Source organism: Pseudoalteromonas lipolytica, assembly GCF_001306915.1.
GTDB classification, from domain to species: Bacteria; Pseudomonadota; Gammaproteobacteria; order Enterobacterales; family Alteromonadaceae; genus Pseudoalteromonas; species Pseudoalteromonas simplex.
In genome coordinates this window covers 68,444-83,098 of the sequence record NZ_LJTC01000002.1, presented here as the reverse complement: position 1 = coordinate 83,098, position 14,655 = coordinate 68,444, and the positions used below count along the sequence as shown (strand labels likewise).

Below are 14,655 nucleotides of genomic sequence, written 5' to 3'. Positions count from 1 at the left end.
TTACCAAGTAATTGTGTTTTTTGCGTTTAAAGTCATTTCTACAAGCTGTGTATAGTTTATTGCGATATCGCCTTGATTGAATGAAATATCACGAGCTGCAGCATCTTCTTCAAGTAAATGAATTGCTGAAGAGAACTGTTTAAACTGCATGTTGTTATAACAAGCATCACTAACAAGTAGCACTGTATCTTCTGAAGAAATTAAATTGGCCAACATATTATTGCAGTAGTGCGATAAAGGTTTTGAAAAAATATGCAAGGTACTCATAGTGTCACCACCTGATGTTGCTGGCTAATTAATTCACGCTGTTGCTCAAAGTTAGCTACTTTAACATCAATAATTAAGCTTTCTTGTGTGAGGTTAAAATCCATCAACGACTTTTCACATACATATATATTTTCAACATCGTATAATTCAAGCGTTTTAATGGTTTTAAAATAGTTTTTAATGCCAAGTTGCTCTGGCTGCTGGTTTTTCTTCAAAGCTAAAACAGCTTCACCACTGAGTAGCCAACTAATGTTTTGTTCAATAGCAGCAAAAATTAGTGTGGTGTCGAGTGATTCACGAATATGTTGATCGTCAAATGGGCTATGTTGGCTTATTACTAAAATGTTTTTCATTTAAATTGCACCCATTTATCCGCTTCACTGACAAGCATCGCAAATTCTGCAAGCCCAGCGACGGTAAACACGCCTGTGTTATCGATATCTAAGCCACGCTTTTCAGCAGCAGTGACACATAGCAGTAGAGGGATCTCTTGCTCACTTAACGACTGCCACAAACGATTAATTGGCAGCTCGTCGCTGGCAAGTTCTAAATGGTTACTTGCGTGGTAAACACCAGCTTGATAAAGAAAGATAGCTGCAATTGAGTGACCAGAGTCAAGACAGGCCTGTGCAAATTTAATTAGCCGTTGAGTTGTGTCGTGATCGGTCGGCGCGGTATGAAGAGAAAGTACAAATTGTGCCAAAACGCATCCAATAAAAAAGCCCCTAGAAAGGGGCTATTTTAGCAGAACTATTTAATTAGTCATCACTTGCACCAAGTAGGTGAAGAAGAGACGTAAATAAATTATATACGTTCAGGTATAAAGCAACTGTTGCGCGGATGTAATTAGTCTCGCCGCCATTAATGATACGGCTAGTATCAAATAAGATTAAACCAGACATAATTAGCACAACTGCAGCATTAATAACCATAAAGGTAATCGAGCTGCCGATAAATAAGTTAACTAGGCTTGCAATAATAACCACGATTAAACCCACAGTTAAAAAGCCACCCATAAATGAGAAGTCTTTTTTAGTGGTAAGCGCATAAGCCGACAAACCAAAGAAGATTAACGCAGTAGAGCCTAACGCTTGCATAATAAGCATAGGACCATTTGGCATTGCAGCGTAGTAGTTAAGCATTGGACCAAGTCCTGCGCCCATTAAACCTGTGAAAACAAATACCCAAGCAACACCTGAAGCACTGTCAGCCTTTTTGTGAACAACAAAAAGCACACCAAGTGAAATCAAGCTAAATACTATCCCCATAAAATAAGGTAGATTCATTGCCATTGATATACCTGCTGTCACTGCGCTAAATGCCAGTGTCATCGCCAGTAAGAAATAGGTATTCTTTAAAACTTTATTGGTTTCAATAGTCGACATTACTGGTCTTGCAGTATTGTACGATTGATTAAACGCCATTGTTAGAGCTCCTTTAAATGAACTTATACGTTCGTTAGTTCCAATTATTAAACTGAACTAAGCCTATCAAGAGTTATATATTTGGGCAAACTATTGTGGATCAATAGACAAGATAAATAATTGAAAAGTTCAATGTTGCGCACAATCTAAACATTATTGTACTAATGCTGAGCAAATTAATTGTTTTTTAATCACTTAAACAGTTTTTTTGAAAAAAAGCTTCACAAACACGGCTGCCTTATCTATTATGCACGCCGTCGGAGAGATGGCAGAGTGGTCGAATGCACCGGTCTTGAAAACCGGCAGGGGTTTGTAGCCCCTCTAGGGTTCAAATCCCTATCTCTCCACCATTATTTTTACTACTGGCGTAAGCGGGTAGGTTTTCGCATTCGGAGAGATGGCAGAGTGGTCGAATGCACCGGTCTTGAAAACCGGCAGGGGTTTGTAGCCCCTCTAGGGTTCAAATCCCTATCTCTCCACCATCATTGAAGCCGCTGAATTTATTCAGCGGCTTTTTTGTTTCTTAAGCTTCTCATTTGTTCTGCAAATTACGACTATTGTCGATATTTCGCATTTTAACTAGTTAGTCCATGCTTAACACTTCTCGTATTATCTTTGTGACATTAGGGAATTTATGAAACATCGTTTAGCAAAGAGTGTAGGACTTTCTTTATTATCGCCTGTGATCATCGGTTGTATCTTAGGCCTTTATTATGCATTCACACTTGAAGGAAATGGTTTTAGCATTTTCTTTAACTTACTTGTTAGCGCAATTGCCAATGCCCACATAGTAGGCTTAACTATGGCAGCATTTGTAGTGCCTGGTTATTTACTTATGTTTAAATATGCAAAGGTTAATTATTCAGGTGTTCTGACACTTGGCTTACTTGGTGGCGCTATTTTTAGCTACTTACTGAGCGCTACAACAGGTATGGCTTTTGTAGTCAATGCTATGATGTCTGCTCTGGCAGCTGGACTGTTTTTATTTGGTTTAAGACAGGGCCTTACAACACAATCTTCTCATCAATAGCAGAATATTTAATCAAGCTGACTGAAATTGAGGGCAAAATGTTTTTTTTTGCCCTTAAAAGGTTTCATTTGTCGTCTACAAAGAGTACCTTTAGCTACTGTATGTTTAATAAGAAGTAGTTTGGTATGCAAAAGCAAGATTTTTACCAGTCATTAGTTAAACAAACTGAGTCGCTAATCACTGGTGAATCAAATGTTATTGCCAACATGGCAAATATTAGTGCGCTGTTATTTACCTCTTTAGAGGATATCAATTGGGCGGGCTTTTATTTAATGGATTCACCTGAAGAATTAGTGCTAGGGCCGTTTCAAGGTAATCCTGCATGTATCCGTATTCCAGTAGGTAAAGGGGTATGTGGAACTGCCGCGCAAACACAACAAACACAACTCATTGCAGACGTGCATGCATTTGCTGGTCATATTGCCTGCGATGCTGCATCTAACTCTGAAGTAGTTGTGCCGATTTTCAAAGACGGTAAAGTATTTGCTGTACTTGATATCGACAGCCCAAGCATTGCGCGATTCGATGCTGATGATCAAGCTGGTTTAGAAGCATTGGTAAAATGCTTTGAGGCAAATCTAAAATGAAAGATCTGCTAAATGTGCAAGATTACCTCTTTGCGATCCATGATGTTGGTGATTGGGAAGGGGAAGAAGAAGTTGTTGCCGAAAGGCTCAACGACTTGATTCACATGGCATGGGAGCGTCTACCAGATGACCTTGACTGTGAATCAATTGATGAAATTATAAATGGTATTTGGGAACACCTTCGTGGTGATTTAGCGCTTATTGAAGCGGACTTCGAAGAGTTGACCGACTGGGTAACACACTATGTCGATTCATCACTTGATGAAAAGATGTAATAAAAGGTTCTAACATGGAAACCACAAACAAGCTAAAAGATATTAATGAAGTATTGGATTTCTTATACCAAGAATTTCCACAATGTTTTAAACAAAAAGACGGTATTCAGCCGCTTAAAGTAGGTATCTTTAAAGATATCGCTGAGCGTATTGAAGGTTCTGAGAAAGTAAGTAAAACTCAGGTTCGTCAAGCACTAAGAAAGTACACCTCAAACTGGCGCTATTTAGAAGCGGTGACTAAGTCTGAGTTCCGTATCGATCTTGATGGTAATCAAGATGAAAAAGTAGAACAAGAGCACATTGAGCACGCACAAAAAGCGTTAGAAGAAAGCCGCGCTAAAATGGCAAAGCGTAAGAAGCCACAACGTCCACGTAAAGACGGTGACACAAAATCTTACAAAAAGAATAGTGGCCACCACGCTAAATCTGGCGAAAAAGGCGCTAAAGTAAATAATAAGCCTGCTAAAGCTGCTCCTGCAAAACGTTCAGGAAAAGTTGAACCTTTACCTGCCTCAGAGGTCAAGGTTAATAGCAAAGTTAAAGTTAAACTTGGCCAAGCACTTGTAAACGCGGTTATTACTGAAGTGAATAAAGATGAAGTTCACGTTGAGTTAGTAACAGGGATGCAAGTTAAGACCAAAGCAGACAGCCTGTATATCATTTAATAGCTGTAAAAAATAAAGGAGTTGTGTATGAGTAAAAAGTTTACGCTCATTCCGTTAGTCGCTGCCCTGTTTTCAGGTTCATTATTGGCATCTTCAGACAATTTGACTGAAAAAGACCTGCCAGTACTCAAGCAAGAAAGCCAACATAGTACGGCAAGCAAACGGGTGACAAACTTATTTACTCGTGCACACTACAAACCAATTAAATTTAACGATGAATTATCTGAGAAGGTTTTTGATCGTTACATTGAATCTCTCGACTACAATAAAAATGTGTTTTTAGCCTCTGATATTGCCTCGTTTGAGCAATATAAAGACCAGTTTGATAATGCATTGTCGACAGGTAAATTGGGATTTGCTTTTGATATTTTTAATTTAAGTTTAAAACGTCGTTTTGAACGCTATGACTATTCTTTATCGTTACTTGAAAACGAAATGAAGTTCGATAAAGAAGATGAGTACCTGTTTGACCGTGAAGACGCTGAGTGGGCAACAAGCCAAGCTGAGCTTGATGAACTTTGGCGTCAGCGCGTTAAATACGATGCTTTACGATTAAAAATGACTGGTAAAGATTGGCAAGGCATTAAAGAAGTCTTGACCAAACGCTACCACAACGCGCAAAAGCGTTTAGTACAAACGAACAGTGAAGATGCTTTTCAAATCGTGATGAACTCATTCGCACGAAGCATTGAAGCGCATACCTCTTATTTATCACCTCGTCGCGCTGAGCAATTCAAGATGGACATGGATCTTGAGTTAGAAGGTATTGGTGCGGTGCTTAGCTATGACGAAGATTACACGGTAATCCGTAGCTTAGTCCCAGGCGGACCGGCTGATAAGTCTGAACAAATAAAGGCAGATGACCGTATTATTGGTGTTGCACAAGAAGGTGAAGAGTTTGTTGATGTGATTGGCTGGCGTTTAGATGACGTTGTTGATTTAATCAAAGGCCCGAAAGGGACAAAAGTTCGCCTGCAATACTTAAAAGGGGCGGATGCTCACGGTACACCAAAAGTGGTTGAAATCACGCGTGATAAAATTCGCTTAGAAGACCGTGCTGCAAAATCTGAAGTATTTGAAGCAAAATATTCAGACTTAACCAGCAAAATTGGTGTGATTGAAATCCCTGGTTTCTATAACAATTTATCGCAAGACGTAAAAGTTGAAATTGCAAAATTAAAAGAAGCCAAAGTTGACGGTATCATCATTGATTTACGTCAAAACGGCGGTGGGTCACTTTACGAAGCGACGCAACTTTCTGGCTTATTTATCGATCAAGGTCCAGTTGTACAAATTCATACGCTAAATAATCGTATTGAAGAGCAAAAAGACCGTGATGGCGTCACTTTTTACGATGGCCCACTGACAGTGTTAGTTGATCGCTACAGTGCGTCTGCCTCAGAAATTTTTGCAGCAGCAATGCAAGATTATGGCCGTGCAATTGTGATTGGTGAGCAAACCTTTGGTAAGGGAACTGTACAGCAGCATAAACCACTTGGCCGTGCTTATGACCTATACGACCACCCATTAGGTAGCGTGCAGTATACCATTGCAAAATTCTACCGAATTAACGGCGGAAGCACACAGCACAAAGGCGTGATCCCAGATGTGTCATTCCCATCGGCAATTGAGCCATCAGAGTGGGGTGAGAGTCAACAAGACAACGCGCTACCTTGGGATAGCATCATACGTGCTAAGTACAACTCTGTTGATAACCTCAAACCAGCGATTGCTTACGTTAATAAGCTTCATGATGCCCGTATTGCAGACGAGCCTGAGTTTGGCTATGTATTTGCTGACATTAATCGCTATCAAGAAGAGAAAGACCGTAAGACTATCTCATTGGTTGAAGCGACGCGTCTAAAAGAGAAAGACGAAGGTGAAGAACGCGCGTTAGAACGTGCTAATGAACGACTTGTTCGCCTTGGTGAAAAGCCAGTTGAGAAGCTTGACGATTTACCTGATAGCCTTGACGAGCTAGACCCTTTCTTAGAAGAAGCGGCATTAATCACCCAAGATTATATAAAATATGGTCGTATCGCTAAGAAATAATTAGCAATTAATTAGCAATATTGATTAATAAAAAGGCGCTTAAGCGCCTTTTTTGCTACCTAAAACAGGTTAGATTGGTATAATCACAAAATCTGGCTGCATAAGAGGCCACTGAAGTTTTGCGTCAAAGCTTACAATAATAATTAAACACGCCACATAAGACGTGTAGGAGACTATCTTTTGAATTCAATTGAAGAGAAGCCAATTAAACAGGCCAGTTTTTTAGATGCCTTAATCCCAATTACTGTGCTCGTGTGCCTACTAGGCGCTGCTGTTTATTTATTCGGTGATAACTCATCATCTGGTCCTAACCAAATCGCTTTATTATTCGCTACATTTACCGCGGCATTAATTGGCTTAAAAAATGGTTACACCTGGAAGAAACTAGAACAAGCCATGATTGAGGGGATCACCTTATCCCTTGGAGCAATCATTATACTGTTAATGGTGGGTGCCTTAATCGGTACTTGGCTGTTATCAGGAACTGTACCCACTCTAATTTACTATGGCTTACAAATTATCAATCCTAGCTGGTTCTATGCCGCTAGCTGCTTGATTTGTGGCATTGTGGCTATGAGTATTGGTAGCTCTTGGACCACAGCTGCGACTATCGGTGTGGCGTTATTAGGTGTTGCAACTGGTCTTGGTCTTGAACAAGTTGTTACAGCAGGCGCGGTCATTTCTGGTGCCTACTTTGGTGATAAATTAAGCCCGCTTTCTGAAACAACAAACTTAGCGCCAGCAGTGGCTGGGGCTGATTTATTTGAGCACATTCATCACATGCTTTGGACTACAGTGCCAAGCTTCATTATTGCGTTAATTATTTTTATCTTTATGGGCTTTAATGCCGGTGGTTCAACAGAAGCGGGCCGTATTGATGAAATCGTTAATTTATTAGAGCAAAACTTTAATATTGGTTTTGAAATGCTAGTGCCACTGGTGGTGTTGTTGTTTTTAGCAATTCGTAAGATGCCAGCTTTCCCAGCTATTTCGATTGGTGCGGTGCTAGGCGCGATTTGGGCTATGTTATTTCAATCTGATTTAATCAATAGCCAAATTGATGCATCACAAGGCCAAGCAATTGGTTACTTCAAATTAGTTTGGACAACGTTCTTTGATGGTTTCAGCATCGACACTGGCGATGAAAAAATGGATTCATTATTGAGCGGTGGTGGTATGGCTGGCATGCTAACAACCACTTGGCTGATTATGACGGCCTTGATGTTTGGCGCTATCATGGAAAAAACTGGCTTACTTGATATGTTCGTTAAGAGCATCTTAAAAATTGCTAAAAGCACGGGCTCTCTTATCACAGCAACGATTGCAACGTGTATTGGTACCAATGCGGTTGCAGCTGACCAATATATCGCGATTGTTGTTCCTGGACGTATGTTTAAAGACGAATATGAAAAACGTGGTTTAAAGCCTGTAAATTTATCTCGCACATTAGAAGATGGTGGCACAATTACTAGCCCACTTATTCCTTGGAATACCTGTGGTGCTTACATGCAAAGTGTTTTACTAATCAATCCATTTGACTATGCAATGTACGCGTTCTTTAATTTAATTAATCCATTCTTAGCGGTTGTTTATGCCTATTTTGGTATTAAAATTTTACGTATTACCCCAAAACATCTTAAACAAGAAGCTAACGCCGAATAAACTATTTAGGCCCTGCTAAGCAGGGCCATTTGGAGTCAGTAATGTCTGCTACGAGTAAACCTCAAGCTCAATATTTAAAAGATTACCAAGCCCCACAATTCTCAATCCAGCACATCGATTTACGCTTCGAATTAGCCCCTTTAAAAACATCAGTGCAGTCAACCATGACAATCAATCGTACCGATGAAAGCAATGCAGATCTTTTGCTTGATGGTGTTGATTTAACGCTAATTTCATTGATGGTTGATGACAAAGCGTATGATGATTACACGCTTGAAGATGAAAAGCTGATAATTCATAACCTGCCTGAAAGCTTTATTCTGAAAATTGAAAACCATATTGATCCGCAAACGAATACCTCTCTAGAAGGTTTGTACTTGTCGGGTGGTGCTTATTGTACTCAATGTGAGGCTGAAGGTTTTAGAAAGATTACCTATTACCTTGACCGCCCAGACGTACTTGCCAGCTTTGATGTCACTATTATTGCCGACAAAAAGTACACTCACTTGCTGTCCAATGGTAACCAAGTTGAATCAGGTAACTTAGATGACGGTCGTCATTTTGTAAAATGGCAAGACCCATTTAAAAAGCCTAGCTACTTATTTGCATTAGTCGCCGGTGATTTTGACGTATTACGTGACCATTACACGACGCAGTCTGGACGAAAAGTTGAATTAGCTTTGTTTGTTGATAAAGGTAATTTATCAAAAACGCCTCATGCCATGACATCTTTAAAGAAATCAATGCAATGGGATGAAGAGCGCTTTAACCTTGAATACGATTTAGATATTTACATGATTGTTGCCGTTGATTTCTTCAATATGGGCGCTATGGAAAATAAAGGCCTGAATATCTTTAACTCTAAATGTGTTCTGGCGAATCAAGAAACAGCCACAGACAAAGATTACCATACGATTGAATCAATTGTAGGTCACGAGTACTTTCATAACTGGACCGGCAACCGTGTGACTTGCCGTGACTGGTTCCAACTGTCGTTAAAAGAAGGCTTAACGGTTTTCCGTGACCAAGAGTTTAGTAGCGACTTAGGTTCACGTGCGCTTAATCGTATTGATGCCGTTAAAGTCATGCGTACTCATCAATTTAGTGAAGATGCAGGGCCGATGGCGCACCCAATTCGCCCAGAAAAAGTCATTGAAATGAATAACTTTTATACAGTGACAGTGTATGACAAAGGGGCTGAAGTTATTCGTATGATGCACACCTTACTTGGAGAAGAAAAGTTCCAACAAGGTATGGCATTGTATTTCGAGCGCCATGACGGACAAGCAGTCACTTGTGATGATTTTGTTGCAGCCATGAGTGATGCGTCTGGCATTGATTTAACACAATTTAAGCGTTGGTATAGTCAAGCGGGTACACCTAAGCTCAATGTAGAGCAGGCGTATGATGAACAAAACCAGACTTTCACATTAAGCATTGAGCAGTTTGCACCTGATAATCAGCCTAACAATGCCTTACTGCACATTCCTTTTGCTATTGAGCTTTTAGATAGTGAAGGGCAGTCATTACCTCTTGTGATTGATAATCAGCCGCAAGATTCTGTATTGAATGTCACTGAAAAAACGCAGCAGTTTGTTTTCGAAGGTATTAAACAGCGCCCAGTAGCAGTGCTACTCGAAGATTTCTCTGCGCCATGCATTGTTAATCAAAATACATCTGCCGCTGATCTGTTACATATTATGCGTTTTGCTCGCAGTGACTTTTCACGTTGGGATGCTCAGCAGCGTTTATTTACTAATGAAATGAAAGCAGCGATTGCCAGTGGTGAAGCTTGCTTATCTGATGATATCTTGTCGGCATTAAAGCTACTAGTTGATAATCGTGAAGGTGACCTTGCATTGATTGCGGAGCTGTTAAAACTGCCTAGCTACGATACTCTTGCAGCAGAATATGCCGTCATCCCTGTTGATGACATTATTGCTGTACAAAATGCATTTGAATCGCAAATTGCCAACTTCCTAACAGAATCATTGGTTAATTGTTATAACGTGCTTGAAGATGATGGTTCAACATCCGCTACAGCCGTTGCAGTACGTGCTCTTAAGCAACTTTGTTTATACTATTTAGCGAAAACAAATCACAGCGATGTTAATAGCCTCATCAGAGAGTCAGCCCACAGTAATAATATGACCAATGCCCTTGCTGCATTAAGTGCTGTTGTAAAAGCAAATCACTCACTATGTGATACGCTTTTAACAGAGTTTGATGCTAAATGGCGTCATGATGTACTCGTTATGGATAAATGGTTTGCACTGCAAGCGATGAAAGATTCAGCAACGAGTATCAGCGATATCAAAGCGCTTTATGATCATCCAAGTTTTGACTTTGGTAACCCTAACCGTGTGCGTGCTTTGGTTGGTAGCTTTAGTCACTTTAATATCACTCAGTTCCACCGAGCTGATGGTGAAGGGTACCAGCTATTAGGTGACTTATTAGTGAAACTAAATGATATTAACCCGCAAAATGCATCGCGCATGCTGACACCTTTTATGTCATGGAAACGCTATGATGAAAATCGTTCAGCGGCAATGAAAGCACAATTGCAACGTTTAGCTGATTTAGATGGCCTTAGTGATGATCTGTTTGAAAAAGTAGAGAAAGCACTCGAAAGTTAATGACAGAATATTATTTTGCCTTGTATCTGAGTTACTCGGAATGTCTTGATTATTACCATGGTAAATATAAATCAGTGCAAGTCACAGAGGATGGTGGCAAGACAGTTCGCTTTGATGCTCACCATTTGCGTCCTTTTATTTCTTCGCTAGGAATAAGAGGGCGCTTTAGGCTGACATTAACGTCTGAAAATCAGTTTTTAAAACTCGAGAAAATTAGTTAAAAAAGCAGCCACGGCTGCTTTTTTTGATGATTTTTCATAAAAAACACTAATTTTATCTATCCCCAATTCGCTAAATTTATTATATTTTTGTTAATTCGATTTGTTCTATTGTTAATTTACGTGTATAAATTATCTGGTATGACGTCTTACCAATACGTAAACGTCACATTTTWAAATAAATATTAACCGATTAGACGCGTTCTATATTGTAATTTTACTGTTTCGCTTCTATCGTTAGAAAGATACTAAAAACAACAATTTGATCACAAAACAACCCGTTACAGGGGGATGAACACAATGATAAAACGATCGCTTTTTGTTAAAAACAAAATAGCTTTGGGGCTTGCAGCAGCAACTCTAGGTCTCTCAAGCACATCTTTGCACGCGGCTAATTTCGAGTTAGGTGACTTTGACATACGTTTTGACTCTAACTTTTCTTATGGTCAAAGCATTCGTGTTGAAGACCGAGACTTTCAACACATAGGTAAAAGTAATAATCCATCATTTGATTGGACGGGTTATCACTCAGCTCTAAACCCTATTTATTCTTCAGCTGATGTTTGGAACCAACCAGGTGCTTATTCAAATAATGGTGATGCCGGAAACTTAAACTTTGATAGTGGAGATTCATTCTCAAAGTTATTAAAAGGCACTCATGAGCTTTCTATCAGTAAAGATAACTTTGGTTTCTTCACTCGCTTTATGTACTTTTATGATTTTGCCTTAATGGATGGTGACTTTGCTTATACCAATCCAACGTCAGGTAAAAAAGTTGACCCTTGTGATGATGACGACACTAAAGAACAAGTATGTGCTGATTTACGTTTACTTGACGCCTATGTTTGGGCAAATTTTGATTTAAATGAAGGCCGTAACCCACTGTCTATTCGTTTAGGCCAACAGGTTGTGAACTGGGGTGAGAGTACTTTGATTTCTCATGGTATTAACGTTAACCCTGTTGATATCGATCGTTTAAAAGCGCCAGGTGCAGAGTTAAAAGAAGCTTTCATACCTGTTGGTATGCTTTGGGCATCACTAGGCATCACAGATAACTTAACGCTAGAAGGTTTCTACCAATATGAATGGCATGAAACACGCCTTCCAGCGGCTGGTACGTATTTTTCGACGAACGATTTCGCGTCAGAAAATGGCTATCAGCAGAATATTCAATTAGGCTTCACGTCTAACCCAGATATCGATTTAGCATTCTTAACAGAAAGCTTAAATAATTTAGATGATATTGTTCGCTCGCAAGGTGTTGACCCTACATCAGCACAAGGCATAGCGATGATGTCGCAAATGTATCTCGCTTACCCAACCAAAGTTGCGTTGAAAGGTAAGGGCGGTGCAGGTAAAAATGAACCTGATGATGGTGGTCAATACGGTTTACGCTTGGGTATGTTTTTACCTGAGTTAAACGATACTGAAGTAGCGTTATACCACATTAACTACCATAGCCGTCGTCCTGTGATTTCAGGCCAGGTATCAAACTTCACTGATGCGGCAATCGCTGCTGATATCGGTATGTTATTAACAACAGATATCACTGAAGATAATGTAACTAGTTTACAAGCATTTACCAAAGGCCAGCTAGAATACCCAGAAGACATTAAGCTTTATGGCTTGAGCTTCAATACATCAATTGGTGAAACGGCTTTTTCTGGTGAATTTGCTTTCCGTCAAGATGAGCCTCTGCAAATTGATGACGTAGAGTTACTTTACGCGGGTATGCCAGAGCAATTGGCTGTTGCAGGTATTCGCCCTGATTTTGCAGGTATTTCGCAAATGAGTCCGGGTGATGCAACTAGTGTTGTAGGTCCTGGTGAAGTAGCACAAGGATTTATTCTTCGTAACACTGCTCAATTACAATTTACTGCAACACACTTATTTGGTCCATCATTAGGTGCTGATAGCTGGGCGGTAGTTGGTGAAGTTGGTGGCGTTAGAATTAACGATATGCCGGATTATGACGAGCTCCGTTTAAACGTTTCCGGTACTGGTCGAAGCGGCATTATGCAAGGCCCATTAAGTGATGATTATTCAACATTACACTTAGGTCTTTCTAATGGTCCTGAAACAAACCCATTCCCAACAGCGTCTGCATGGGGCTATCGCCTTATCGCTAAGGGTGATTACTACAATATTTTTAGTGGCGTAAACTTCTCACCTCGTTTTGTTTTCTCACACGATGTGAATGGTATTACACCAGATCCAATGTATTTATTTATTGAAGACCGTAAATCACTCGGTGTTACTATGAACTTCAATTATCAAAATGCGTGGTCATTCGACTTTAGCTACAACTCATTCTGGGGTGGTGGCGCAACGAATACTTTCTCTGACCGCGATTATGTTTCATTTAATATTAAATATTCAATCTAAGGGTAAATTATGATTATTAGAAAACCTACCCTCATTGCTGCAGCGTTTTGCGGCGTTTTCGCAAGCTCAAGTGTACTTGCAAAAATTACCGCTGATGAAGCGGCACGTTTAGGCAGTGATTTAACGCCAATTGGCGCTGAAAAAGCAGCGAATAAAGACGGTTCTATTCCAGCTTGGGATGGTGGTATCACAACACCGCCAGCAGGTTACAAACCGGGTATGCACCATCCAGATCCATATGCTGATGATAAAATCTTATTCACGATTGATAAATCGAATGTAGCTGAGTACAAAGATTTCTTAAGCCCAGGTCAAATTGAATTATTCAATACTTATCCTGATACGTTTAAGATGAACATCTATCAAACACGTCGTAGCGCGTCTTATCCTCAGTTTGTATATGATGCAACTAAAAAGTATGCAACGACAGCTGAGTTAGTAGAAGGTGGTAACGGTATTAAAAACACTGCTGTGGGTGTTCCGTTCCCAATCCCTAAAGATGGCTTAGAAGCTATTTGGAACCACTTATTACGTTTCCGTGGTTTATCAATTGAGCGTTCTGGTGGTCAAGCAGCACCAACTGCATCTGGTTCATATAACTATGTAGGTTTTGATGAGCAACTATTAGTTGAATATTCATCACCTGAAGCAACGCCTGAAAAGCTACAAGAATCAAATATCTTGTTTAAGTTCAAGCAAAAAGTAACTGAGCCAGCGCGTCTTGCCGGTACTGCGTTATTAGTTCATGAAACAATGGACCAAATCTTAACGCCACGCCAAGCATGGACATACAACTCAGGTCAGCGTCGTGTTCGTCGTGCACCTAATGTTGCCTATGATGCACCGGGAACAGCCGCTGATAGCTTACGTACGACTGATGACTTTGATATGTTCAATGGTTCTCCGAATCGTTACAACTGGACATTAAAAGGTAAGCAAGAGCTTTATATTCCTTATAACAGCTACAAGCTTCACAGCGACAAACTAAGCTACGATGATATTCTACAAGCAGGTCATATCAACCCTGAGCATGTTCGTTATGAAAAACACCGTGTTTGGGTGGTTGAAGCGAACCTAAAAGAGGGCACGCGTCATATTTATAAGAAACGTGTCTTTTATATTGACGAGGATAGCTGGCAAGTACATGTAGCGGATATCTATGATAACCGTGATCAAATGTATCGTGTAGCGATGGCGCATGGTCTTAACTACTATGAAGTACCAACTCATTGGAGTACGTTAGAAGTTTATCATGACCTTAACTCTCGTCGTTATTTAGCAATTGGTTTAGACAACCAAGAAAAAATGTATGATTTCTCACAATCATTCAACGATAACGAGTTTACTTCAAGCGCATTACGCCGCGAAGGTCGTTAATCCATTTAAGGCACCTGACTCCAGGTGCCTTTTGCAATTCGCGTAAGTCATCAGTACACGCATTAGGTTTCCCAGTG

At 40.1% G+C, this 14,655-nt stretch carries 14 protein-coding genes and 2 tRNA genes; 12 read left to right on the top strand and 4 right to left on the bottom strand.

Features of this window, described 5'->3' with window-relative positions; translation table 11 throughout:
• From AOG27_RS02320 to AOG27_RS02305, 4 genes are read right to left on the bottom strand one after another with little or no spacing between them, the layout of a single operon-like run.
• Window positions 1-267 carry a DsrH/TusB family sulfur metabolism protein gene (locus tag AOG27_RS02320; protein ID WP_054551403.1) on the bottom strand — a complete coding sequence of 89 codons (267 nt, stop codon included), beginning with the start codon at window positions 265-267 and terminating at the stop codon, window positions 1-3.
• The gene (gene tusC, locus AOG27_RS02315; protein WP_054551402.1) at window positions 264-620 is read right to left on the bottom strand and encodes a sulfurtransferase complex subunit TusC; all 357 of its coding nucleotides are present in this window, start codon (window positions 618-620) and stop codon (window positions 264-266) included. Before tusC ends, AOG27_RS02320 begins: the two co-directional genes overlap by 4 nt.
• On the bottom strand, window positions 617-970 hold the full coding sequence (gene tusD, locus AOG27_RS02310; protein WP_054551401.1) for a sulfurtransferase complex subunit TusD: 354 nt from the start codon (window positions 968-970) through the stop codon (window positions 617-619). The genes tusC and tusD overlap by 4 nt, the downstream gene beginning before the upstream one ends.
• Window positions 971-1,025: 55 nt before the next feature.
• Window positions 1,026-1,691 carry a Bax inhibitor-1/YccA family protein gene (locus AOG27_RS02305; protein ID WP_054551400.1) on the bottom strand — a complete coding sequence of 222 codons (666 nt, stop codon included), beginning with the start codon at window positions 1,689-1,691 and terminating at the stop codon, window positions 1,026-1,028.
• 259 nt (window positions 1,692-1,950) lie between these two features.
• Between AOG27_RS02305 and AOG27_RS02300 the strand changes: the two genes are divergently transcribed.
• From AOG27_RS02300 to AOG27_RS02250, 12 genes are all read left to right on the top strand, one after another.
• Window positions 1,951-2,041: transfer RNA gene (locus AOG27_RS02300), tRNA-Ser, on the top strand.
• A 41-nt stretch (window positions 2,042-2,082) separates the two neighbouring features.
• Window positions 2,083-2,173, top strand: a tRNA-Ser gene (locus AOG27_RS02295).
• A gap of 152 nt (window positions 2,174-2,325) precedes the next feature.
• A complete protein-coding gene (locus tag AOG27_RS02290) occupies window positions 2,326-2,721 on the top strand; it encodes a hypothetical protein (RefSeq protein ID WP_054551399.1) in 396 nt (131 codons plus the stop codon).
• 125 nt (window positions 2,722-2,846) lie between these two features.
• Complete coding sequence (locus AOG27_RS02285) at window positions 2,847-3,308, top strand: GAF domain-containing protein (RefSeq protein ID WP_054551398.1); 462 nt, start codon at window positions 2,847-2,849, stop codon at window positions 3,306-3,308.
• Window positions 3,305-3,583, top strand: coding sequence for a hypothetical protein (locus tag AOG27_RS02280; protein ID WP_054551397.1), 279 nt, complete (start codon window positions 3,305-3,307; stop codon window positions 3,581-3,583). The genes AOG27_RS02285 and AOG27_RS02280 overlap by 4 nt, the downstream gene beginning before the upstream one ends.
• Window positions 3,584-3,597: 14 nt before the next feature.
• On the top strand, window positions 3,598-4,248 hold the full coding sequence (proQ, locus tag AOG27_RS02275; protein ID WP_054551396.1) for an RNA chaperone ProQ: 651 nt from the start codon (window positions 3,598-3,600) through the stop codon (window positions 4,246-4,248).
• Window positions 4,249-4,275: 27 nt separating this feature from the next.
• On the top strand, window positions 4,276-6,300 hold the full coding sequence (prc, locus tag AOG27_RS02270; protein WP_054551395.1) for a carboxy terminal-processing peptidase: 2,025 nt from the start codon (window positions 4,276-4,278) through the stop codon (window positions 6,298-6,300).
• Between the two features lie 180 nt (window positions 6,301-6,480).
• Entirely contained in the window at window positions 6,481-7,962 is a 1,482-nt protein-coding gene (gene nhaC / locus AOG27_RS02265; protein ID WP_054551394.1) for a Na+/H+ antiporter NhaC, read from the top strand.
• A gap of 41 nt (window positions 7,963-8,003) precedes the next feature.
• Window positions 8,004-10,598 carry an aminopeptidase N gene (gene pepN / locus AOG27_RS02260; protein WP_054551393.1) on the top strand — a complete coding sequence of 865 codons (2,595 nt, stop codon included), beginning with the start codon at window positions 8,004-8,006 and terminating at the stop codon, window positions 10,596-10,598.
• Window positions 10,598-10,819 (top strand): DUF2835 domain-containing protein, encoded by a 222-nt coding sequence (locus AOG27_RS21140; RefSeq protein ID WP_082389168.1) that lies wholly within the window; start codon window positions 10,598-10,600, stop codon window positions 10,817-10,819. Before pepN ends, AOG27_RS21140 begins: the two co-directional genes overlap by 1 nt.
• Window positions 10,820-11,116: 297 nt before the next feature.
• A complete protein-coding gene (locus AOG27_RS02255; RefSeq protein ID WP_054551392.1) occupies window positions 11,117-13,201 on the top strand; it encodes a DUF1302 domain-containing protein in 2,085 nt (694 codons plus the stop codon).
• 12 nt (window positions 13,202-13,213) lie between these two features.
• Window positions 13,214-14,578 (top strand): DUF1329 domain-containing protein, encoded by a 1,365-nt coding sequence (locus AOG27_RS02250; RefSeq protein ID WP_054551933.1) that lies wholly within the window; start codon window positions 13,214-13,216, stop codon window positions 14,576-14,578.
• The last annotated feature ends 77 nt before the right edge of the window (window positions 14,579-14,655 follow it).

Bases quoted from the DNA above. Each gene is read 5' to 3' on its own strand.
- AOG27_RS02305 (WP_054551400.1), bottom strand. From the start codon at position 1,691: ATGGCGTTTAATCAATCGTACAATACTGCAAGACCAGTAATGTCGACT.
- AOG27_RS21140 (WP_082389168.1), top strand. From the start codon at position 10,598: ATGACAGAATATTATTTTGCCTTGTATCTGAGTTACTCGGAATGTCTT.
- AOG27_RS02320 (WP_054551403.1), bottom strand. From the start codon at position 267: ATGAGTACCTTGCATATTTTTTCAAAACCTTTATCGCACTACTGCAAT.
- proQ (WP_054551396.1), top strand. From the start codon at position 3,598: ATGGAAACCACAAACAAGCTAAAAGATATTAATGAAGTATTGGATTTC.
- prc (WP_054551395.1), top strand. From the start codon at position 4,276: ATGAGTAAAAAGTTTACGCTCATTCCGTTAGTCGCTGCCCTGTTTTCA.
- pepN (WP_054551393.1), top strand. From the start codon at position 8,004: ATGTCTGCTACGAGTAAACCTCAAGCTCAATATTTAAAAGATTACCAA.
- AOG27_RS02280 (WP_054551397.1), top strand. From the start codon at position 3,305: ATGAAAGATCTGCTAAATGTGCAAGATTACCTCTTTGCGATCCATGAT.
- AOG27_RS02255 (WP_054551392.1), top strand. From the start codon at position 11,117: ATGATAAAACGATCGCTTTTTGTTAAAAACAAAATAGCTTTGGGGCTT.
- tusC (WP_054551402.1), bottom strand. From the start codon at position 620: ATGAAAAACATTTTAGTAATAAGCCAACATAGCCCATTTGACGATCAA.
- AOG27_RS02290 (WP_054551399.1), top strand. From the start codon at position 2,326: ATGAAACATCGTTTAGCAAAGAGTGTAGGACTTTCTTTATTATCGCCT.
- AOG27_RS02285 (WP_054551398.1), top strand. From the start codon at position 2,847: ATGCAAAAGCAAGATTTTTACCAGTCATTAGTTAAACAAACTGAGTCG.